Origin of the sequence: Paenibacillus illinoisensis NBRC 15959 (assembly GCF_004000925.1) — a bacterium.
Taxonomy (GTDB): domain Bacteria; phylum Bacillota; class Bacilli; order Paenibacillales; family Paenibacillaceae; genus Paenibacillus; species Paenibacillus illinoisensis.
Genome location: NZ_BIME01000009.1, coordinates 187,371 through 209,052, shown reverse-complemented (window position 1 = coordinate 209,052; position 21,682 = coordinate 187,371). Strand labels below are relative to the sequence as shown.

19 protein-coding genes are annotated in these 21,682 nt (G+C 50.0%); 9 read left to right on the top strand and 10 right to left on the bottom strand.

Annotated elements, in window-relative coordinates:
- Positions 1 to 53 precede the first annotated feature (53 nt).
- On the top strand, positions 54 to 707 hold the full coding sequence (locus tag PIL01S_RS20975) for a phosphatase PAP2 family protein (RefSeq protein ID WP_127539203.1): 654 nt from the start codon (positions 54 to 56) through the stop codon (positions 705 to 707).
- Here PIL01S_RS20975 and PIL01S_RS20970 read toward each other — a convergent pair.
- From PIL01S_RS20970 to PIL01S_RS29770, 6 genes are all read right to left on the bottom strand, one after another.
- A complete protein-coding gene (locus PIL01S_RS20970) occupies positions 700 to 2,223 on the bottom strand; it encodes an HD domain-containing phosphohydrolase (protein ID WP_127539202.1) in 1,524 nt (507 codons plus the stop codon). The two genes, PIL01S_RS20975 and PIL01S_RS20970, sit on opposite strands and share 8 nt — an antisense overlap.
- Positions 2,224 to 2,454: 231 nt before the next feature.
- A complete protein-coding gene (locus tag PIL01S_RS20965; protein WP_127539254.1) occupies positions 2,455 to 3,393 on the bottom strand; it encodes an anti-sigma factor domain-containing protein in 939 nt (312 codons plus the stop codon).
- Positions 3,390 to 3,986: an RNA polymerase sigma factor gene (locus tag PIL01S_RS20960; RefSeq protein WP_127539201.1), complete on the bottom strand. Its 597-nt coding sequence runs from the start codon at positions 3,984 to 3,986 to the stop codon at positions 3,390 to 3,392. Before PIL01S_RS20960 ends, PIL01S_RS20965 begins: the two co-directional genes overlap by 4 nt.
- A 521-nt stretch (positions 3,987 to 4,507) precedes the next feature.
- Positions 4,508 to 4,825 (bottom strand): hypothetical protein, encoded by a 318-nt coding sequence (locus PIL01S_RS29915; RefSeq protein ID WP_246058503.1) that lies wholly within the window; start codon positions 4,823 to 4,825, stop codon positions 4,508 to 4,510.
- Positions 4,826 to 5,058: 233 nt separating this feature from the next.
- The gene (locus PIL01S_RS29775) at positions 5,059 to 5,163 is read right to left on the bottom strand and encodes a YjcZ family sporulation protein (RefSeq protein ID WP_212677023.1); all 105 of its coding nucleotides are present in this window, start codon (positions 5,161 to 5,163) and stop codon (positions 5,059 to 5,061) included.
- Between the two features lie 50 nt (positions 5,164 to 5,213).
- Positions 5,214 to 5,318 carry a sporulation protein YjcZ gene (locus PIL01S_RS29770; protein WP_192262833.1) on the bottom strand — a complete coding sequence of 35 codons (105 nt, stop codon included), beginning with the start codon at positions 5,316 to 5,318 and terminating at the stop codon, positions 5,214 to 5,216.
- A 391-nt stretch (positions 5,319 to 5,709) separates the two neighbouring features.
- Here PIL01S_RS29770 and PIL01S_RS20950 point away from each other — a divergent pair, with 391 nt between their 5' ends.
- The gene (locus PIL01S_RS20950) at positions 5,710 to 6,111 is read left to right on the top strand and encodes a helix-turn-helix domain-containing protein (protein ID WP_127539200.1); all 402 of its coding nucleotides are present in this window, start codon (positions 5,710 to 5,712) and stop codon (positions 6,109 to 6,111) included.
- Positions 6,112 to 6,158: 47 nt separating this feature from the next.
- Positions 6,159 to 7,265 (top strand): PsbP-related protein, encoded by a 1,107-nt coding sequence (locus PIL01S_RS20945; protein WP_127539199.1) that lies wholly within the window; start codon positions 6,159 to 6,161, stop codon positions 7,263 to 7,265.
- Between the two features lie 86 nt (positions 7,266 to 7,351).
- Here PIL01S_RS20945 and PIL01S_RS20940 read toward each other — a convergent pair whose 3' ends face one another.
- Complete coding sequence (locus PIL01S_RS20940; protein ID WP_095291795.1) at positions 7,352 to 7,678, bottom strand: MTH1187 family thiamine-binding protein; 327 nt, start codon at positions 7,676 to 7,678, stop codon at positions 7,352 to 7,354.
- A 753-nt stretch (positions 7,679 to 8,431) separates the two neighbouring features.
- On the opposite strand from PIL01S_RS20940, the gene PIL01S_RS20935 reads away from it, so the two are divergent.
- The 4 genes from PIL01S_RS20935 to PIL01S_RS20920 all read left to right on the top strand — a co-directional run bounded on the left by PIL01S_RS20935 (position 8,432) and on the right by PIL01S_RS20920 (position 14,346).
- Positions 8,432 to 10,765, top strand: coding sequence for a ribonucleoside-diphosphate reductase subunit alpha (locus PIL01S_RS20935; protein ID WP_127539198.1), 2,334 nt, complete (start codon positions 8,432 to 8,434; stop codon positions 10,763 to 10,765).
- 371 nt (positions 10,766 to 11,136) lie between these two features.
- Positions 11,137 to 12,168, top strand: a complete 1,032-nt coding sequence (locus PIL01S_RS20930; protein WP_095361526.1) for a ribonucleotide-diphosphate reductase subunit beta — start codon at positions 11,137 to 11,139, stop codon at positions 12,166 to 12,168.
- 154 nt (positions 12,169 to 12,322) lie between these two features.
- On the top strand, positions 12,323 to 13,294 hold the full coding sequence (locus tag PIL01S_RS20925) for an SMI1/KNR4 family protein (protein WP_127539197.1): 972 nt from the start codon (positions 12,323 to 12,325) through the stop codon (positions 13,292 to 13,294).
- 17 nt (positions 13,295 to 13,311) lie between these two features.
- Positions 13,312 to 14,346, top strand: coding sequence for an aminoglycoside phosphotransferase family protein (locus tag PIL01S_RS20920; RefSeq protein WP_127539196.1), 1,035 nt, complete (start codon positions 13,312 to 13,314; stop codon positions 14,344 to 14,346).
- Positions 14,347 to 14,463: 117 nt separating this feature from the next.
- Here the strand turns inward: PIL01S_RS20920 and PIL01S_RS20915 are convergent, their stop codons facing one another.
- Together PIL01S_RS20915 and fosB are read right to left on the bottom strand one after the other, a co-directional pair.
- A complete protein-coding gene (locus tag PIL01S_RS20915) occupies positions 14,464 to 16,281 on the bottom strand; it encodes a S9 family peptidase (RefSeq protein ID WP_127539195.1) in 1,818 nt (605 codons plus the stop codon).
- A gap of 136 nt (positions 16,282 to 16,417) precedes the next feature.
- Positions 16,418 to 16,837 carry a metallothiol transferase FosB gene (gene fosB, locus PIL01S_RS20910; RefSeq protein WP_127539194.1) on the bottom strand — a complete coding sequence of 140 codons (420 nt, stop codon included), beginning with the start codon at positions 16,835 to 16,837 and terminating at the stop codon, positions 16,418 to 16,420.
- Between the two features lie 155 nt (positions 16,838 to 16,992).
- Between fosB and PIL01S_RS20905 the strand changes: the two genes are divergently transcribed.
- Positions 16,993 to 17,892, top strand: coding sequence for an SDR family oxidoreductase (locus PIL01S_RS20905; RefSeq protein ID WP_127539193.1), 900 nt, complete (start codon positions 16,993 to 16,995; stop codon positions 17,890 to 17,892).
- Positions 17,893 to 18,084: 192 nt separating this feature from the next.
- Positions 18,085 to 19,695 carry a gamma-glutamyltransferase family protein gene (locus tag PIL01S_RS20900; protein ID WP_127539252.1) on the top strand — a complete coding sequence of 537 codons (1,611 nt, stop codon included), beginning with the start codon at positions 18,085 to 18,087 and terminating at the stop codon, positions 19,693 to 19,695.
- 284 nt (positions 19,696 to 19,979) lie between these two features.
- Here the strand turns inward: PIL01S_RS20900 and PIL01S_RS20895 are convergent, their stop codons facing one another.
- A complete protein-coding gene (locus PIL01S_RS20895) occupies positions 19,980 to 21,653 on the bottom strand; it encodes an NAD(P)H-hydrate dehydratase (RefSeq protein WP_127539192.1) in 1,674 nt (557 codons plus the stop codon).
- Between the last annotated feature and the right edge of the window lie 29 nt (positions 21,654 to 21,682).

The following is a 21,682-nucleotide window of genomic DNA, read 5'->3' as shown; positions in this document are numbered from 1 at the left end:
ATCGCTGTGATCCACTTCCTTGACGGATTTGGATTGAAAGGAGAAACGTTGTAGTGCAAACGTTAAAAAGCAAATCCTACTGGCTGTCATTAAGCTTGATGCTTTCTCTGGCTGTCATGGGACTGTTATATGATGTTCTTAACAACCCTGAGCGCGGATTCGCCGTGCTCAACTCACCGATCGATCGGCTCATTCCTTTCGTACCCGGAATGTCCCTTCCTTATTTGGGCTGGTACCCATTTGTGTTCGGTGTATTGGCATACCTCTGTGCCAAAGACAGACTTACCTATTATCGCGTACTGCTGTCCATGAACATCTGTGTCTGGATCTGTTATCTGATTTATTTCAACTTTCAGACCAGTGTTCCTAGACCAGAAATTACAGGTACAGGTCTAGGCGCATCCGTCCTGGGATGGCTCTATAGCCAGGATCGCCCTTATAATTGCTTTCCAAGCATTCATGCACTACATTCCTATCTCGTTATGCGAGCGGTTCTTTCGGTACAGAGTATTCGCCGTTATGTCAAATGGCTGGTAGCCGCTGGCGCAACGCTGATTGTGCTGTCCACCCTGCTGATTAAGCAGCATGTGATCTATGATGCTCTGGGTGCAATCGTCCTTGGTGAGTGCATCTTCACCATTATTACCGGACTGTCCTTACACCGGCGGCGCCGGAAAGGGTCAAAGTGGACCGAGGGGATCAACTGACCCCTCGCTCCGACGAACCGTGGAGATGCTCTTTCCTTCTCCACTCTTCTATAAACAAGCCTGCAAAATAAGGGTCCCATTGGGTCCCTTTTCCTTGTTCCAGGATAGATAGCGCTTTCTCATGACTCATGCCGTTTCGATATGGACGATCCGAGGTCATGGCATCAAAGGCATCCGCAACGGCAATAATCCGCCCGAAGAGTGGAATTTCGAGGCCCGCTTTGCCATCCGGATACCCTTTTCCATCGTAACGTTCATGATGAGACCGCACACCCGGCAAAAAATCAGCCATTGCATCCATCGGCTCAATCTGTAATAAAATGCTCTCGCCCAGTACCGGGTGGGTCTGAATGATTGCGAATTCTTCCTCACTCAGTTTCCCGTCCTTGAGCAAAACCTCATCTGGCACTCCGATTTTACCAATATCATGAAGAAGCGCGGATTTGTACAGCAAATCGGCTTGCTCCTCACTCATACCACTCAGTTTGCCGATCATGAGTGAATACTCGGCCACCCGCATGGAATGTCCGGCCGTATACTTATCCCTCGCATCAAGTGCAGCAGCCAGCGTGGAAAAATAGCTCTGCAGCAGCTGCCGATTACGTTCCTGCCTCATCTCCAGCCGATTAATCATCATATTAAACCCGGAAATAAGAGCCGAAAATTCATCTGCATACAGATCAGGCGCTCTTCTGCCCAGATCCCCTTCCTGAATTCGGTTCATCTCTTTTGTTAATTCTGCAACTGGATCACGCACATCCCGGATCAGCAGCCAGCTGCCTACCAAGGCAAAGCCAGCCCCCAGCACAACAACGATGATCCCCCACAGGATATACTCTTTCGCAAACTCCTGATCCATATACTGAAGCCTGATAAATGTAGCCAGGAAAAACAGAAATAGCGGAAATAATCCAATGAGGGCCGTGCTCAGCTGAAATTTCCGCTGAATGGATACGAGTACACGTCCTCCCAATGACGGCTCGGTGCCATATTGCTGTTTACCTCGCCGGCGGGCCTCCATCAGAAGCGGTCTAATCGCCCGAACCGTCAGGAAATATTCAATTAACGCATGCATGATGGCAATCAAAATGGCACAAGCCGCTGCCACGGCAACATAGTTTGTCGGAAAGTCCAACCAACCCACTGTAAGCATCCATAGAGTTAACCCTGCAGCTGGCAATGAAAATCCCAGCAGATGGGGCCCCATGACCCTGTAGATGGTCCGCCCCGGAAAACGGTGTATCACCTCATACATTCGGCTCAATTCTGCCCGCTCGTAACGCTCCTGAGCAAAAAACTGCCTGATTGGTCTAAGCTGAATTCGTAAAGCTATACCTTCTGCAACGAACATAAACAGAAGGGAAATAAACACAATCATAATCAAATATACAAGCTCAGTAGTTGGTATTTGCAAGGTAGAGACCATCACCACAGTACCAACAACAAATACGGCTGCGAGTGAGCCTACCAGATAATTGCGCACCAGACGAAAGATAAATGAACGGTATATCTCCACCCAAACCCCTCACTCTCTATGTGCAACCAGTTCTCCCGATTAATGTAAGGGGAGATTCAGGGTATTGCCTTTATTTTTTATCGGTCAAGCCGCGTCAAAAAATTAATGATCTTCACAATCATTCATCTCTGGCATATTACACTATGTGCATATCTCCATTTGTAGTCATGCTCCAAGCTAAAAAAAGACTGTTTCCCGCAGGAAACAGCCTCGTATCATCACTTATTCTACTTATCCTTCAATCTTGGCAGCCAGAATCATCGTCCCCCGAGGCTGGTCACCCATCGCATCCGGTTCCAGAGTAATGGCAACTGTGTCATAGTCATTGACTGAATCCAATGTGTAGTACACCGCACCCGTGCCATCATGGCTAAGGAACGTTCCGGCATTCTGAGGTGTATCCCCCTTGATCAGCCATACCTGGAATGCTTCGTTCCCTTCCAAATCAGGCAAATTCTCTGCCTGCACAACCAGATGTGTACCCTTATCGTCAATGACGATGGTCGCCAGTCCATTCGCCACGATGTCCTGTGCTGCAGGGCTAAGCTTCACGGCTTCGCCCATGCGCACGGAGCGCGATGGCTCCTGCACAGCCGCAAGCTGCTGCTGCAGCTCTTCATTCTGCGCCTGTACCTGTGCGAGCTGCTCCTGTGCAGCTGATGAGCCGGCCGCTTGCTGCGTGAGTGCATCGATTCGGCTCTGCAGCTGCGCAGCGTAGATGCCGAGCACCAGCGCCGCCGCAGCAAGGCCGGCGCTGGCTGCACGCCAGGCGCGGCTGCTGCGTGCACGTGCGCGCCCTTGCGGCTGCCACGGCTGTGCCTGTGCAGCCTCTTCTGCCCGGGCTGCATCTGCGTGCTGCGGCCCCGGGGTTGCCTGAAGCACTTCGGGTGCTTCAGGCTCCGCAGGAGCAGCCGCCGGCTTCGCCTCGGCGCTCTCCTGCGCGCTGCCGAGCACGTTGCCCAGCACACGTGCCCGCATACCCGGCGGCGGCGCAACTGGTTCCGCCGCGAGTGGCAGGGAGCCGGTGACTTCCTGCAATTCCTTCACTTCCTGACGGCATGCTTCACACGTAGCCATATGTGCCTCAAATGCTTCCACTTCCTTGGCTTCCAGTCCGCCCAGCACATACATCGGTGCCAGATCAGACCACTCTTCATGTCGCTCTATCATGGATGTATGCCCTCCCTTCCCGCGTCTGGCTGCAATTCAGCATCGGCTAGCAGCTTCTGAAGCTGCTTCATTGCTAGCCTGACCCGGCTCTTGACCGTACCCAGCGGTATCCCGTATCGGCTGGATACTTCCTGCTGCGTTAATCCCCCGTAATATATGGATTCAATAACCTGCTGCTGATCGCTATTCAATTGAGATAAGGCTTCCCTGATTCGGGTTCCTTCCCACTTACGCTCCACTTCTTGTTCCGTATTGGTTTGTTCGTCGGCATACGCTGCCAGAGATTCATTCTCTACCGCCGTTGTGGCGGCACCTTTCGATTTGCGCCTCAGCATATCCACTGCAATGTTTCGCGTTATGGCAAACATCCATGTGGTTAGCTTCCCCTGGGAGGCCTCGTATCGTTCTGCGTTATTCCAGACTCGCAGGAACAGTTCCTGTACCGTTTCTTCTGCCGTCATTGGATCACCTACGATCCGGTAAGCAAACGAATACACTGCCCGCTCATAGCGGTCATATAAAAGCTCCAGTGCAGATGCATCCCTCTCTGCGATCTGTTGCATTAACCTGCTGTCCTCCATTGATTCAGTCATGCGAGGGCCCCTTTCTTGATCTCCCTCAACATTATAACCTACGAAAAAACATTTGAAGAGGATTACCTTATGGAAGAAAAAATCTGAAAACCTTTCATGAATTTTCCTCGCAACACACTTCACCCTTCCTTTATCTTGCAAAAAATTACAGACTGTGGTATACTCTTAAAGTTGGTATTAAACCTCAACTGATTTTCTATCTTCTTTTAACCCCGGAATATTTTCTTCATGCTGCGACCGCAGCGAATATGTACAACCAACCTATGGAGATTGAAGAACCTGAATCACATTAACCCGGTATAACAGAGTTTCACAAGATTTTCCCATTCACACTGGCGCGGTCATCGGAGCCGCAAGGACAAAAGAGAGGTAGGGCTTTTGTTGTTTTGGAAGTCACTTATTCTTGAGAAGATTGAAAACATACACAAACCAAGCACCCGGAATTGGGTTCCGGGTGCTTTTCCATGTCTGATTACATATTTTTAAATTTAATTATCCGATCTTTGTCGACAAGTTCTTACTTAGATGAACATGGTTTTGGAGATAATGACGAGCAGGATGAACAGCACCAGAATGGTACCCATGGATCCCCAGCTTCCCCCACCGTGACCATAAGAAGTTCCACAGCCTTTGCTGTAACCATAACCGTGCACCATTGGAGCCTGGTTCGCATGGTGTCCGTACCCGTATCCGTATCCGTATCCAAGCGGCATTGTTCCGCAGCCGTAACCGTACATTTCGTGACCTGTGTATGGGTAACCCTGCATGTGTTCATGACCTCCCATATGTCCGTATACGTGTCCCTGTCCGTTCGGTGAATTCGGTTTAACTTCGCTCATTGTTCATTCCTCCTTAGCATTTGCCTACACCCCTAAGCTATGTATTTTGCCTACGGCTGGACCGGGCTATGGCCCTCATTTGGATAAAATGGGCACTTTTCGCCTTGGACTGGCGTGGATATTTACCTGTGTTTTTTAATCTGATTTCTGTATGCTTCTCCTATCCCAGCCACCCGTCCAGCTTGTCCACAGCCTAAAAAAACCCTGCCGGTTAACCGGCAGAGTTCGCTATATTACACCCAGAAAGATTTAGTGATGATGACGAGGAGAATGAACAGAACCAAGATGGCTCCAGTCGATGTCCAGCCGCCGTATCCTACGCCTCCGACTTCGCTCATGGAGAACCCCCCTTTACCAGAGAATTCGTGTTTGGGGCTAATAAATGCTATTATACCCAGAAAGATTTAGTGATGATGACCAACAGGATGAAGAGAACCAAAATGGCACCAGTCGATGTCCATGCTCCGCCGTATCCACCTACAACTCCACTCATGTAAAACCCTCCTTTGATTTGAGGTACAGTTCACTATATGCAGAAGTCCTTTCCCAGACCGGGCTCTAGACAAAAATGGGCTGGTGTCCACGACCGTATAAGCATCCTAATTTATTTAACAACTACTTAGATACGGATTCCTGTTCTCTATATTGCATATTTCAACAACCAATAGTTCTTTGGATAGATGCACATGTTTGAGCTTAATTGTTTATATAGTGGCGCTAACTGCATAACTCCATTAAAAATGGATGCACAAATATTACCATAATGGTATTATTTATAGGTTGATCTGTTGATTAATTGTTCCAAAATTACCTTTTTGGTAATTTTATATTCTCTTTTATTTAGTAATGTTATTATTTTACTATTCAAGTGGAAAGGAGTCTTTATGCCTACTTTGGGTGAGCGCATTAAATATCTAAGAGAAATGAAGGGTTATTCACAGAAGGTATTGTCAGAAAAAACGGATCTCACCATAGTCCAATTGTCCCGGTATGAAACCAATCACAGAAAACCTGATCCTGAAGCTTTATGTCGTTTAGTAAAGACTTTGGACACCAGTGCAGATTATCTTATCGGTCTAAGTCCCGAGTCGTCATTAGCACCCCCGATTAGGAATCTAGATCAAGAATTCACTTCATATCTGGATCATCCTGTACATGGGACCTTCTTAAAGAGTTTTCTTAATGCACCTGATCAGCTTAAAAACGAAACCCTGCAATTTTTCAACTTTATTATGAGTAACTACGAGAACTCAACTCTGGAGCACCGTAAACACACGATGACTTAAGAAAAAATCTCATCCGATGAGAAGCACATTAGGGGATATTAGAGATCATGAAAAAACTTATTACGATTCTGGCATTAACTGCATTGCTTAGTGCTTGCGGTAATTCAGAAACAACCAAAACAGCAGACACACCAACTACAGAAACAACAAGTGCAACGGAAACTGTCTCAGCCGAGGCTAAGACTACCAAATACACTACATACAGTGGGGAAAGCTTCTCATTTTCTTATCCAGATCACTGGAAAAGCGTAGATACAAGTCAAATGAATGCAGCAGTCAAAGCAGCATTTTCAGACCAGTCAACATCATCACAATTTGCAGATAACATTAATTTCACCATCGAATCCAGCCCATCGGGTTCAATTAACCCTGAAGAGTTCGCCAATAATGTTGTAGACTATTACACACAAAATGGTGAATCCATTGGCATTTCCAATTATAAGAAGGTTAGTTATACCAATAAGCCCTACAAGGAATATAACGCAGGTGTTTTGGAAGGGAACTATACACACACTTCCGGCACCGATATAGTTCTCGTCCAGTACATGATCCCGACTAATAGTGAACTCTACACCATGACGATAACCTCTTCCAAAGATTCTTATAATCAGGATACCGTTAACGAAATCATTAATTCCCTAAGTATCTCTGCTCCTTTGGAACAGACTGCTGGGAGCACGGTTGCTGAAAGCACAGCTGCAAATTTCTTCAATGATCTAACACCTTTTATCACAGATAACACAGCTGTATTAGATCAGGCTTCTTACGATTTCATTGCCGGCAATAGCGACTTGTTCCCTGCAAGTACAGCGGATCTTCGCAAAAAGGCAAAAGGTCTTGTTGACTCCAAAGTTACAACCAGACATCTGAATAAAAACGTGGCTAACTATTATGAGGATTTCGTCAGTGTGAGCGGACAAGTCATTCAGGTTGAAGAGGATAACTCTCTCGGATCAACTTTTTCCATTGTTCTTGTTATGGATGATAACGGTAACTATGTTACAGCACTATACCCAGCAACAACTGGAGATTTACTTGATGGAGATTACGCTACCGTAATCGGTGCACCTATTGCCAACTACTCATTCCAAAATGTCGGAGGCGGTTTTACCAATTCCACGTTGATTGGAGCTTCACTGGTAATCGCTGAATAATTCCTTGCACAAATAAGAACTCAACCTAGAAGGTTGAGTTCTTTCCGTTCAAAAAGTATCAAGTCACTCTAATCCCATCCTAACCCCTAATTCGGACGTACCTCACGGGATGCCAGCTTGTCCTGAACAGATTGCAGCTTCTGTATGCTGGAGGCATCCGGTTTATCCCGCCGATCGTCAATCTTGACGGATGTAGAGACCCGTTGGGCCCCCGATAGAAACGGAGCTTCATGCAGAGCCGCTATGGCTGTGAAGACCTCGTTCAGCGGTCCTTCGATAATAGTGCTCATTGAAGTCAGCTGATATGTAATGCCACGCTGGTTTTCCAATACGGCCTGCATATCGGCCACATAACTGCTTAGACTGGTCGTTCCTGTTCCAATTGGAATTACGGTCACTTCTGCTATTGCCATCCTGCCCCGCCTCCCTTTTAGCTTCGTAGATTACCGTTGTCGCTATATTTAGCGCAATTTTGACTATTTTTATTTTAACAGTTGAAGGCATCACAATTCAAACTGACGTGAAGACGTCATTCCATTTGGACAAAATTTTTTTTTGAATAATCTTCAAATCTTCCAGTCCTTTTCCTTTGCGGATTCATGCCGAAAATGGTATACTCGGAATTACGTTTTAGTGTGCTGAACCTGTTTACAAACACAAGATGTTGGGTTAGAGTAGGATAACAGCAACAAAATGTAGTGACAAAGCGTTTCCCCACTTCTGAAAGTCATCTTCTGCAATCTCGCGAAAAACAGGATGGAATCACCTTCAAAGGCACGTCCCTGTAGGTGAAAATCGATTTCTCGAAACAGAACTGACGCCGAGGTTAACGGGGCTGTTTGGACTGCACCCGGTTGCCTCTATGACAGTCGCAACTAGATATGGACATAACCTTACATAATAGCACCTTGCGGTCGACATACCATTTGCGACTGTCAGGAAGCCAGTGCATTCATGGGCATTTTCAGGCCGTCAGGCGGGGAGTGCTTTTTATATGATCATGTTCTGAAGCTGCTCCTATGTTACGGGGTCTTTGCATGCGCAAACTGTCACCACCGCAGTCCACCCTGATGTATCTATTTTTTCTCACCGTAAGAAGACACTCAATTCTTTATATAAGAATTTCTCCAATTTATCTCTTAATCATGCGAAAGCGAGGAATATTCATGCCACAAGTTGTGATCAAGCCGAACAACCGCCAGCTTGCCTTTGACGATATGCGTATCTCGGTATATGCCGACCGTATCCTGGAAGGACTGGACATGCTGGACAAGGAACGTTTGGTACGCGGGGTTAACAGCAAACTTCGTCGTGACGAAGTAACCGGAGACGAGATCAGTAACGCTTTTATGATGAGCGCACTGGAACTGGTAACCAAAGAGGAGCCGAACTGGAAATTCGCTGCGGCACGCTCGCTGCTTACTTCCCTTTACAAAAAAGCGGCTACCAACCGTAGATATAAATCTTATCCGGACGAGCCCTACGGTGCATTCCATCCTCTCCTTGTAGACCTTGTAAAAAAAGGCATCTACCGTGAAGAACTATTGGAATGCTACACCAAAGAACAAATTGACGAATTGGCGGAATGCATTGATTACCGCAACGATTTGCTCTTTGACTACATTGGCTTGCTCACACTGGCAGAACGCTATCTCGCACACGACTTTGACGGCAAAGTAATGGAGCTGCCTCAAGAGCGCTACATGGTTATCGCCATGTACCTGATGCACCAGGAGCCTGCAGAGAACCGCATGCATCTGGTTAAGGAAGCTTATTGGGCGATGAGCAACATGTATATGACGGCTGCCACGCCGACCATGTCCAATGCAGGTAAAAAAGTGGCCGGACAACTCTCCAGCTGCTTCATCGATACAGTCGACGACTCCCTTGAAGGCATCTTCGATTCCAATACGGATGTAGCTAGACTTAGCAAAATGGGCGGCGGTATCGGTGTGTACCTCGGTAAAGTCAGAGCCCGTGGTTCGGACATCCGTGGTCACAAAAACACAAGCTCTGGCGTAATCCCTTGGATTCGCCAATTGAATAATACAGCAGTTAGCGTAGATCAGCTGGGAACACGCAAAGGTGCAATTGCCGTTTACCTGGACGTCTTCCATAAAGACATTCTGGCGTTCCTGGATCTGAAGCTGAACAACGGTGACGAGCGGATGCGTGCACATGACGTATTCCATGGCGTATGTCTGCCTGACCTGTTCATGGAACGTGTAGCCAGCCGCGGTGAGTGGAGCCTGTTCTGCCCACATGAAACGAAAAAGATCATGGGCTGGAAAGACGAAAACGGCCGCGCACTCGGCTTAGAAGATTTCTATGACGAGTCCTTCGGCGAAGGCACATTCCGCGAAAAGTATGAAGAAGCGGTAAACCACCCGCTGTTGTCCCGTATTACGGTACAAGCCATCGATATTATGAAACGCGTGATGAAGTCACAGCTTGAAACAGGTACACCTTATATGTTCTATCGCGATACGGTTAACCGTTCCAACCCGAACAGTGCCCATGGCATGGTATACTCTTCCAACCTCTGTACCGAAATCATGCAGAACCAGTCTGCAACGGTAGTAGAAAAAGAAGAGCTTGTAACCAAGGATGGTCAGACACGCATCGTGATTTCCAAAGTGCCTGGCGACTTCGTGGTCTGCAACCTGAACTCCATTCACTTGGCACGTGCCGTGCCTCATAACGTACTGGAGCGTCTGGTACCGATTCAGGTTCGCATGCTGGATAACGTCATTGACATTAACAACATTGAAGTACTGCAAGCCCAATATACTAACAGCCAATACCGTGCCGTAGGTTTGGGTACATTCGGACTTCACCACCTGCTTGCTCTTGAGGGCATCCGTTGGGAATCCGATGAGGCTGTAACCTACAACGATAACCTGTACGAAAAAATCAACTACCTGCTCGTCAAAGCCAGCATGGAACTGTCCAAGGAAAAAGGACACTATCCGAAATTCAAAGGTTCCGACTGGGAGAGCGGCAAATACTTCGAGCAGCGTGATTACACAACGGGTGAGCGCGTAGGCGAATTCGTAACGACCGAACAATGGAAAGAGCTGCAGGCTGAAGTTCAGCAAAACGGTGTACGTAACGCATGGTTGTTCGCGATCGCACCTAATGGTTCAACATCCATCATTGCCGGATCTACTGCCAGTATCGACCCGCTCTATGAGCTGTTGTCCTATGAAGAGAAAACAACGTACAAGATTGCCAACCCGGCACCAGACCTGTCCGACAAAACCATCTGGTACTATAAAACGGCCTTCCTGGTGGATCAGCATGCTTCCATCAACATGGCTTCTGCCCGTCAACGTCACGTCGATCAGGGACAAAGCTTCAACCTGTATGTCCGCCCTGATATCAAAGCAACGGAGTTCCTTGAACTGCACCTGCATGCCTGGAGAGCGGGTCTGAAATCGACCTATTATGTTCGCAGCCGTGCATTGACGATTGAAGAATGTGACTCCTGCGCAAGCTGATCGATAGATTATTAGATTCACGATGACCACCAGGGCATCCTGTTTTGATTGCAAAATGGCGCTGCCCTGGTACTTTTTTGCCCAAATTACGATCACAGCATCCCAGCGATGTTGATATAGATGCCACATATAGAACCCTGATGTATAAATGAACTAAATATTACACCATAACGAAGAGGACAGAACAAAGCTGGAGAAGCGAAGCGCTCGCCTAAAAGCTTTCTGAAAGAAAGCTACTTCGGAAGCATACGCTATCGCGGGATTTTACCCTTTGAAAGAGGGAATCAGAAAATCAGGGGATAACAGCGATCGGAAGGTTGTTCTGTCATTGTAGTTATACAGTGTAAATTCATTCAAGGAGTGAACGGATTATGCAAGTACAGAAAATTTTCAATACAGAAGCACCTAACCAATCCACGCGAATTATTGAAGGTGAATGCTCCGGGATTCTGAACTGGAACGACATTCGTATGCCTCATATGTACAAGCTGTACAAAGTGCTGCTGCTCAACCACTGGATCGCTGACGAAATTCCAATGTCCAAGGATGCATCCCAATTCGCCCAACTGGATCCGGAAGAACAGCGTACATTCAAAATCAACATTTCCCTGCTGGCTGTTCTCGATTCCATGCAAACGATGTTTGTAGGTGACGTTAAACGCTACTTCACTGATTCTTCGCTCGAAGCGATCTCGGCCATTATCGGACAACAGGAAGTCGTTCACAACCAATCGTATTCTTACGTGCTGTCCTCCATCGTGTCTGATCGGGAGCAAAAAGAGATTTTTGAATATTGGAAACATGATCCTGTACTGCTCGACCGCAACCGGTTTATCGCCGATATCTATCAGAGCTTCCGAGACGAGCCGTCTCCACAGACATTCTTCCAAGCCATGGTAGCTGACTTAGTACTTGAAGGTATTTTCTTCTACAGTACTTTCGCCTTCTTCTACAACCTGGCTCGTGACCAGAAGATGATGGCAACCAGCCAGATGATCTCTTACATTCAGCGTGATGAGAATCAGCACTGCTACTTCTTCGCTGAAGTGTTCAAGCAGCTGCTTGTTGATTTCCCTGAACTGAACACGCCTGAGAACATGGACTATGTCTATAAAACAATCAACCGTGCTGTCGAGCTGGAAACCAACTGGGCACACTACACGCTCAGCAATGTTCGTGGAATTGACCTGAACGAGTTGGAAGATTACATCAAATATATCGCCAACAAACGTCTGCGTCTCATGGGCATGGATAAAGCTTACGAAGGCGTGGATGTAAACTGCATGCCTTGGATCAAGCCGTTCTCTGATGAAGCACTCAATGCCACAAAAACAGACTTCTTCGAGGCGAAATCCCGTAACTATGGTAAAGTCGGCGACGACAACGGATTCGACGATTTGTAAGTTCAGATATAACATACAGAAGACACAATATATCCATAAAACACTCCCTCTATGGGAGTGTTTTTGTTACGATTTGTACCCTTCTCCCCATGGATGAAAATTCTGGGATATAATGGAGAAGGTTTGAATCTCCTATTTGAAATGAGGCTAAAGGATGGAACGAGAACTGCTTGATCAATTGAATACCTGGCACGAACAGGACCTGTTTGGTCTCATTATCAAACGCATTGAACAGATCCCTGTACCCGATCGGAATTATGACCTAACAGGTCATCTAGCGAGAGCATATAACAATAGCGCACAATACCGTGAAGCCATTCATCAGCTTAAGTCCGTTGAAGAGCAAGGCAAATGGGATCCACTCTGGCAATTCCGTCTGGGTTATGCCTATTACCATATGGCCTTATATGATCAGGCATTGCAAGCATTTGAACAGGCTGACCGGCTTCAGCCCTATGATGATTCGACACTCGAATTCCTGAATTCAACCCGTTCCAAAGTTGTAAAAATGCAGCGGGACCGGCAGCATCATCAAGAGAAGCTGGCTGAATGGGAACAAAGCGGGATCCAGAACCATCTTAGAGCGGCCTCAGGCTCCTATGATCCCTCCACGTTTTGGGAGCAGAGCGACTATGCACAGAGCAGCTATGTTTCTTCTCCTTTTGATGAAAGCCAAATCATCTCTACCGAGCAGGAACTGGGCTACAAACTGCCTGCTTCCTATATTCAATTAATGAACACTCAAAACGGCGGAGTTCCTGCACGTACTGTTTTCCCTACAGAAGAAGCCACATCCTGGGCGGAAGATCATATCGCCATTTCCAGCATCATGGGCATTGGGCATACCAAGTCCTATTCCCTTACCGGAGAATTGGGAAGTCGCTTCATGATTGAGGACTGGGGATACCCTGATCTGGGCATTGTGATCTGCGACTGTCCATCTGCCGGTCATGATGTCGTGATGCTGGATTATCGTTTCTGCGGTCCGCAAGGTGAGCCCTGCGTTGTACATGTAGACCAGGAAGATGACTATGAAATCACTTACCTGGCACCGAGCTTTGAAGCATTTGTTCGTGGACTGGTGGATGAGGAAACGTTCGATCTGGTCGAAGAGGACGAGGACTAAACCGGCAGGAGGCCCTTATGACAACCCGAATTTATTTTGCTACCCACAAAATTGGCGATGTTGCATTCTCTTCACTTCAAGAAGCACTCCATGAATTCAACCTGGGAATCCTTGAAGAATACAAACAAACCGAAAAGGGAGTCATGGGCCAGACACTGCTCGTCCGTACCTCTCAAGGGGAGTATATTTTGAAAGGCAACCCGTTGTATGTTGGACAGCTGCAAGAAGAACAGTTTTTCGCCCAGCAGTTAGCTGAGCACACGGCCATTCCTGTGCCCGTCCCCTACCTGCTGCAAAAAAACACGGACTTACTGGGCTGGAGTTACGCGATCATGCCTCGTTTACCGGGAAAACACCTGTATGATTCTTCACTCCAGGCCGCACTCGGACAGGATGAGCAAGAAGAGATTGCCTCCATGCTCGCACATAGCCTGATCGAACTGCATCGATGGAAAGTACCGGATGCAGGCGAGTATGACCCCATAGCCGAACGAATCGTTCCCTTTGCGGGGACTTATCTCGACTGGCTGTATGGAACCATCCGTCACTGGCTGCTGGATGCGCAGAAGTACTCTGTCATTACGGATGCAGATATAGCTTGGGTGGACGAACAGCTTAGGCTTGCAGAGGCTGCATTTGAGGCCATGTCCGTTCCGGGATTTGTCATGGGCGATTTCAAGGTGGAGAACTTTGTCATCCAGAAGATTGGCGACCATGCTTCCGACTGGCGCATTAGTGGCCTGTTTGATTTTACCACCTCCTATTTCGGGGACGGTACGGCAGATCTGACCAAAATGACAGCCATGTATATACATAAAAATCAGCCCGAGCTTGCCAAGCGCTTTCTGTACACTTACCGGGAATTTGTCTGCGCTGATGACGAAGAGCGATGCAAACACTTTGCCGTTCGCTTAGGGATTCATCTGCTGTATCAGCGTATTCTCGTATGGGGAGAAGCCAAAGCAACCAATCGGGTCACATGGGATGCAGATCTGCCTTTTGCAGTCTGGGCGCAGCACTATATCGATTCTGTGCTTAGATTGATTGATTAGAGCAACCGATCTGATGCAACGAATAAGAATAAACCAAAAAAACGGCCGAAATCAGGGACTGCCCCTGCTTCGGTCGTTTTTTATCCTGTCTTGCTAACTAAATTGTTAAACGATAAGTTAAGCTTGGGCCTGCGTTACAGGCGCTTCCTGATGCTTCTGCAGAAACTCCAGCATCCGTCGATACACAAGGATCTCATTCGTCTTTCGGGAGAAGCCATGACCCTCATCGTCCAATACGATATACTCCACGTCTACGCCCTTATCCTGGAGAGCCGCCACGATCTGATCCGATTCGGCCTTCACAACCCTTGGATCATTCGCGCCTTGAATGACCAGCATCGGGTTTACCATCTGGTCAAGGTAAGTGATAGGCGAGTCCTTCGTTAACCGCTCACGGTCGCGAACGGGGTCACCGAGCCAGTTATCCATCATCGGTTTCCAATCCTCAGGGACGGATTCCAGGAACGTAAACAGGTTGCTTGGTCCAAAGATATCGACTGCTGCCCGGAACAGCTCGGGATGGCGACCCGCAAGCAGCAGCGTCATGTACCCGCCATAACTGCCTCCAACCACAAACAGGCGATCCGGTGAGGAGATGCCTTGGTCAAACAGCCAATTTATGCCGGCAACACAGTCAAGCCTTGGCCCCTCGCCCCAGTCCCTCTCTACCATCTTCACAAACTCGGCACCATACCCGGTGCTTCCACGGAAGTTTGGCGCAAAAATATGATAGCCCTGTGCCAGCATCAGCTGGAACATCGGCCGAAAAAACTTGGCTTCCGAGGCCTGTGGTCCACCATGCGGCCAGAACACCGAATAACCGTTGGCCTGCTCCGGCTTGGCTTTAAAGAAAAGTGCCTCAATCTCCAGCCCATCATAGGAGTTGTACCGAACCAGATCAGGATAGACCAGATCATCCGGATCAAGTCCTGTCACCCGGTTGGCCGTTAGTGATTCCCAAGAATCACTCCCCGCAGGCAAACGGTAGATATTATGCGGCTGAATCGCACCCCGGCCAAGAATGTACACATTGCCCGCTTTGGTTACGCGCGTCTGTTCTACCGTATCCAAAGGCATGTCGAGGCGACGCGGCTGCTCAGCATCTTTGCCCAGGATGTACATTCGGTTTTCTGTACCTGTAAGCGTCCAGAAGTACAATGTCTCCGATGCCTTATGCCAGCGAATCATCTCCACGTCCTCCCCTTCAATTTTGCACAAAGGTCGGAACTCGCGGGTATCCAGTCTAAATTCAGCCACATAAGAATATTCTTCCTTATCATTGGTGACGAGCAAAAGGCGATGGTCATCTGCAAATAGAATTTCGGATACCTGGCTCTGTCTCTCCGAATCGGGCAGAATGGATATAATCTCCCCTTCCAAGTGCAGGTGCGCTGTCTGATACGTATTGGAATACATTTTCACAATGACGAAGCTCTTCTCGTCGGGACTTATCGCAACCAAATAGCTCGTCGCCTCTTCCCCGCTGTACAACAGCACATCCTCGCCTGTCTCCAGGTCGCGTCGACGTGAATTGAGATAATTCGGGTTTCCCGCACTCGTCACGTAATACAGTCGCTGTCCATCCTCGGACAACTCCGAGAAATAACAGCGGTCATTCGGCTCTGCAGGCACAATGGGCAGCGGCACGCCACCCTCCGGTTTAAGCGCATATAGATGGTAGTTCTCATCGCCGTCCCGATCAAACCCCGTGAGAATATGGCGTCCAAGCGGATCAGGCTTGATAAACTGACTGCTCTGGTTCAAATACGTCAAGGGATACGGGTAACCACCCGGCAGATCCATCGCCCAAATATTCGGCTCACCGTTTAGATTGCTGTCAAAAAACAAACGTTTCTCGTCAGCCGATACGGCAAAGTGCGAAATGCGATACGTCTGGAAATACTGCTCTACATCCGGTTTGGGAAACTGAAGCATGACAAACCTCCTTGGGAATGAACAAAAGTATTTAACGGTGGTAAATTAAGGTATATTTGTCCATATTACAGGAAATTCCATTGTTTACACAATACTCATGTAAGTTATTCCTCTTCATGGATTCTCTGATCCATTTTTACGTATAAAAAGTCATATGTGGTTTATCTTCACGATAATAATCCAGTCTTTGTTTCATGGTGCCTGTGTGCAGTTCGAACAGATGACCATCGGGATCGGTAAAATAAACAGACCTTGCATCTCTGGGATCGCGCGCTCTGCCAGGAAGAATATCAGCCCCTGCTGCCTTTAGCTCTTGCACAGACTTATCAAACTCCTCTTCTTTCACAGTGAAGGCAATATGTGTATAGGTTCGTTCCGTATAATTGCGAATAACATCCTCCTGATTCAAAGCGATCCAGAGACCAGCCAGGTCAAAATAGGCCAGCTTGTTGCCCTTCACTTGAATTCGGGCACCGAGAGCCTGCTCATAAAAGGTAATGGATCGTTCCAGATTGGATACGGAAAAGCACAGATGATTAATTCCCTGTATATTCACTCGCTCCTGACACCTCCACTATTTTGATTACTACATCCTTATTATGGTATATTTCTCCTTCAAAAAACAAATGACTTCTTCTCTCACCGCACCTTCTTCTGGGCGAACGCATAGCTTAGGCATATCAATGAAAGCTCGAGGAGGATGCAAAGCGAATGAATCCTGTCTACCCTTTTTATGGTGAGAAGACGGTCTGCAAAGAGCAAAAATTGGCATTTCCACCCCAGCACCAAGACCGGCAGCCAGGTCTGGAAACACTCATGGTACCTGAGCCCATTAGCGAGGATCCGGCATATATCGGCAGCTGCAAACTGGATGGCAAAGTGGCCATCATTACGGGTGGGGACAGTGGAATCGGCAGAGCCGCAGCCATTGCTTATGCCAAGGAAGGTGCAGATATTGTCATTGTTTACCTGTATGAACGGACGGATGCCGAGTGGACTCGGGATCGTATTGTAGAGCTGGGCCAGCGCTGTCTGCTCATTGAGATCGACCTTCGGCTGAAGAAAAACTGTGATGCTGTCATTCGTTCTACAATGGAAACCTTCGGGAAAATAGACATTCTGGTCAACAATCACGCGGTGCAGTATGTGCAGCCGAGCATTGTCGACATTACGGAAGAACAGCTCTACCACACATTTCAAACCAATGTGTTCTCCTATTTTTTTCTGATTCAGGCCGCCCTCCCGCACATGTGCAAAGGGGCTTCCATCATCAACACCGCTTCCATTACAGCCTATAAAGGCAATGTGCAGCTGATTGATTACTCCTCCACCAAAGGGGCTGTTGTCTCTCTGACACGCGTACTCGCCAAATCGCTGGCTTCTCAGGGAATTCGGGTCAATTGTGTGGCTCCAGGTCCAATCTGGACCCCTCTCATTCCCTCCAGCTTCTCTGCTGAAGATGTGCAGGTATTTGGAACTGAAACGCCGATGGGTCGTGCTGGCCAGCCATATGAACTGGCAGCGGCCTATGTCTATCTCGCATCGCGTGATTCTTCGTACGTAACCGGTGAGTGCATCCATATCAACGGCGGCGATATGGTGACCACCTAAGGTCAAGTGTTAGTGAAAACCAATAGGTATTAAGCAAAAATATGGTGTACTTACTTAACCGATTTATCGTCCATGTCAGGTTGAATTTGGCAATTCAGCAGGAGAATCATGAGCTTGTTCCGAAGTGGGTTAGGAGTTAAGCATCCGGTATACCGGAACCTGACATCTTGGGACAAGGAGCTGAACCGTCTGATGAACTATGATCCACTCTATCAACCGTACCCCTCTTTTCGTGTGCCCGTCTATGCCAACAAAGGCATCGTCGCCACTTCGCAGCCTCTTGCAGCACAAGCAGGTCTGGATGTGTTAAAAAAAGGCGGCAACGCCATTGATGCCGCAATCGCAACGGCTGCTGCGCTCACCGTGCTGGAGCCAACGTCCAATGGCATTGGGGGCGATGCTTTTGCCCTCGTCTGGACCGAGGGCAAGCTGCACGGCCTGAATGCCAGCGGTCCTGCGCCTCAGGGCATATCCATTGAGGCGCTCAAGGCGGCAGGCCATTCGGAGATGCCGAAGCTTGGGGTCATCCCGGTGACGGTGCCTGGCGCACCGGCAGGCTGGGCTGAGCTGAGCCGCCGCTTCGGGCGGCTTACGCTAGCGGAAGCGCTGGAACCGGCTATCCGCTACGCGGAAGAAGGTTACCCGCTTGCGCCTGGGCTGGCCCGTCACTGGGCACGGGCAGCGGACATTTATGCACGCCAGGGCGATGCGGCAGCCGGGCGTGCTTGGTTTGAGACATTCGCTCCAGGCGGGCGTGTTCCGGCCGCGGGCGAGATGTGGCGTTCGCCGGATCACGCGGCTACACTTCGCCGAATCGGCGAGAGCAACGCACGTGACTTTTACGAAGGAGAACTGGCGGAGCGCATTCATTCGTTTATGGCAGAGCATGGCGGCTACCTGACCAAAGACGACCTGGCGGCCTTTCAGCCTGAATGGGTCGATCCCATCTCGGTTTCCTATCGTGGCTACGATGTCTGGGAGATCCCGCCAAACGGTCAGGGACTGATTGCCCTCTCAGCGCTCAATCTGCTCAAAGGGTTCGATTTTGAAGAAAAAGAATCCGTGCTCGGGTACCACAGACAGCTAGAAGCGATGAAACTCGCATTCGCCGATGGAGAGAAATATATTACCGAGGAGCGGAAGATGGGCGTGACGGTGAAGGAGCTCCTATCCGAAGCGTATGCGGAAGAGCGGCGCAAACTCATTGGGGACGTGGCACGCATGCCTGAAGCAGGCGATCCAAAAGGAAGCGGTACGGTATACCTCGCTGCGGCTGATGGGGAAGGCAACATGGTTTCCTTCATTCAGAGCAATTATATGGGCTTCGGCTCCGGGCTGGTCGTACCGGGAACAGGTATCGCCCTGCAGAATCGGGGTCATAACTTCTCACTCGATCCGGATCATGCCAACGCACTGGAGCCAGGCAAACGTACGTATCATACGATCATTCCAGGGTTCCTTACGCGCGGCGATGAAGCAGTTGGCCCATTCGGGGTCATGGGCGGTTTCATGCAGCCTCAGGGCCACGTGCAGGTTGTCATGAACACAGTAGACTTCCACTTGAATCCGCAGGCAGCCCTGGATTCTCCAAGGTGGCAGTGGACAAAAGGCAAAACGATACTGGTGGAGACCGGCTTTCCGCAGCATATTGCACAAGCACTTGCCCGTAAAGGGCATGATATTCAGATTGCTCTCGACCCTACCATGTTTGGACGCGGCCAGATTATATGGCGTGACCCAGGCAGCGGGGTACTATGCGCTGGCACCGAAAGCCGGACAGACGGATCGGTGGCTGCATGGTAATACAGCTCAGCTTAAAACAGAATTTTTGGTGAGCAGTATCGTAGGCAGAAGCAACCGTAAGCTGACCATTTGCTTCGGCGGCAGGAGAAACCGTTGATATATAGAGGATGGCTGATCATCTATAAACGCTATCATCCTTACTGCACAAGATAACCAGATAAAAAGGCAAAGAAGAGATCATCTCACTGATCTTTTCTTTGCCTTTTCGGGTTAGTCTATTGCACAGATGAATTTCGAGTATATTATTCAGTTCACGCAGGTTAAGGCTCTCTCAGCGAAGAGTATCACAGGGCGTCAATGATGTCTCCTGCCAGCAGAGACGCCGGGTCGCCGCGCCGCTGAGCAGCCTGCTCGGCGGCCTGGCCGTGCAGGTATACACCAAAAGCGGCTGCCTGCTCCGCGCTGAGTCCTTGAGCGAGCAGACCGGCGATGATGCCGGTCAATACGTCCCCGGCGCCGCCCGTTGCCATACCGGCGTGCCCGGTGGTGTTAATGTACGCCTCGCCGGAAGGCGTTGCGATGACCGTTCGTGCTCCTTTGAGCACCAGGGTCACGCCCTGCTCGCGGGCGTACCGTGCAGCGTGACCAATTCGGTCACGCTGCACTTCGAGGGTCGGCATGCCCAGCAGGCGGCCCATCTCTCCGGGGTGCGGCGTCAGAATGGTCGCCGCACTTCGCTGGCCCCAGTCGCGAGGCCCGGATGGGCCCGCGTCTGCAAGCATGTTGAGGGCGTCCGCGTCGATGACGAGCGGGCGATCCGTCTGCTGCCACAGGCGGCGCAGCCAGCCGGTGTCGCCCTCGAAGCGGCCGAGGCCTGGCCCGGCTGCAATCACGTCGCTGCTCTCCGCAAGACGAAGCACGGCTTCGGCGGAAGCCGCGTTCCACTCGCCGCTGTCGCCATCTGCGGCGGCTGCGAGCATGAGCTCAGGCACACTGCCGATGACATGCGGCAGCAGTGCCGCCGGTAGCGCCCATGTGGCGAGTCCGCAGCCAGCGCGCAGCGCAGCCTTGGCCGAGAGCAGACCTGCGCCGCTCATCGGCAGACTGCCTGCGGCCAGCAGTACGTGGCCGTAGGTACCCTTGTGCCCGTCAGGTGCCCGCAGACGATCCGTATCCACCTTCAGGGCACCGCGCATCACTTCCTTCGTCAACAGACGAACGGAAGGACCGTGCTCCGGCGCAAGCAGTGCCGGAATGCCGATGGCGCGCACCACGATGCGCCCTGCGGCCGTCGCGCCCGGATACTGTACAAGTCCGCGCTTCAGCAGCGCGAGGCATACAGTCACCCGGGCTTGAATGCAAGGCTCGTATACCTCCCCGGTGTCGGCATTCAGCCCGCTTGGCACATCGGCGGACACGACCGGCTTGCCGCTGTCGTTCGCCGCCTCAATCAGCGCCGCGTAAGCTCCCCGCGGCGCCCCTTGCGAGCCGGTGCCCAGCAGTGCATCCACGATGCCTGTGCACCGGCTGAAGTCCACGGCTTCACGGCCGTGGACAAGGGCAGGGATGCCGAGCTGCGCAGCGGCATCCCGCTGCACGGCGGCTTCGCCCCGCAGTGACTCGGGCGCATCGGCGTAGATCAAGGTCACGCCGAGCCCCGCTTCAAGCAGATGGCGGGCCGCAACCAGCCCGTCCCCGCCATTATTGCCCTTACCGATCAGCATGTACCAATGCTGATCAGCGGGGTGCGCCATCACCAGCGCCGGATCGGCGATGATGTCGCCCCCGGAACCTTGGCGATCACCGGGCCCGGTGTGTGCCCGCTGTGCCTCTCCCTGCTCCCGGCGCCTTTTGTGCTCAACAACCCTACTGCCCGCAACCTCTTCCCGGCACAAGGTGATAACTTCCTCCGCTATGGCTCTGCCCGCGTTCTCCATTAGACTCGCAGCAGGAATGCCCAGCTTATGGATGGTGTGCTCATCTACAGCTCGCATCTGTTCAGCGGTGACGATAAACAAGGTTCATCCCTCCCGGTGAGTAACTTCTC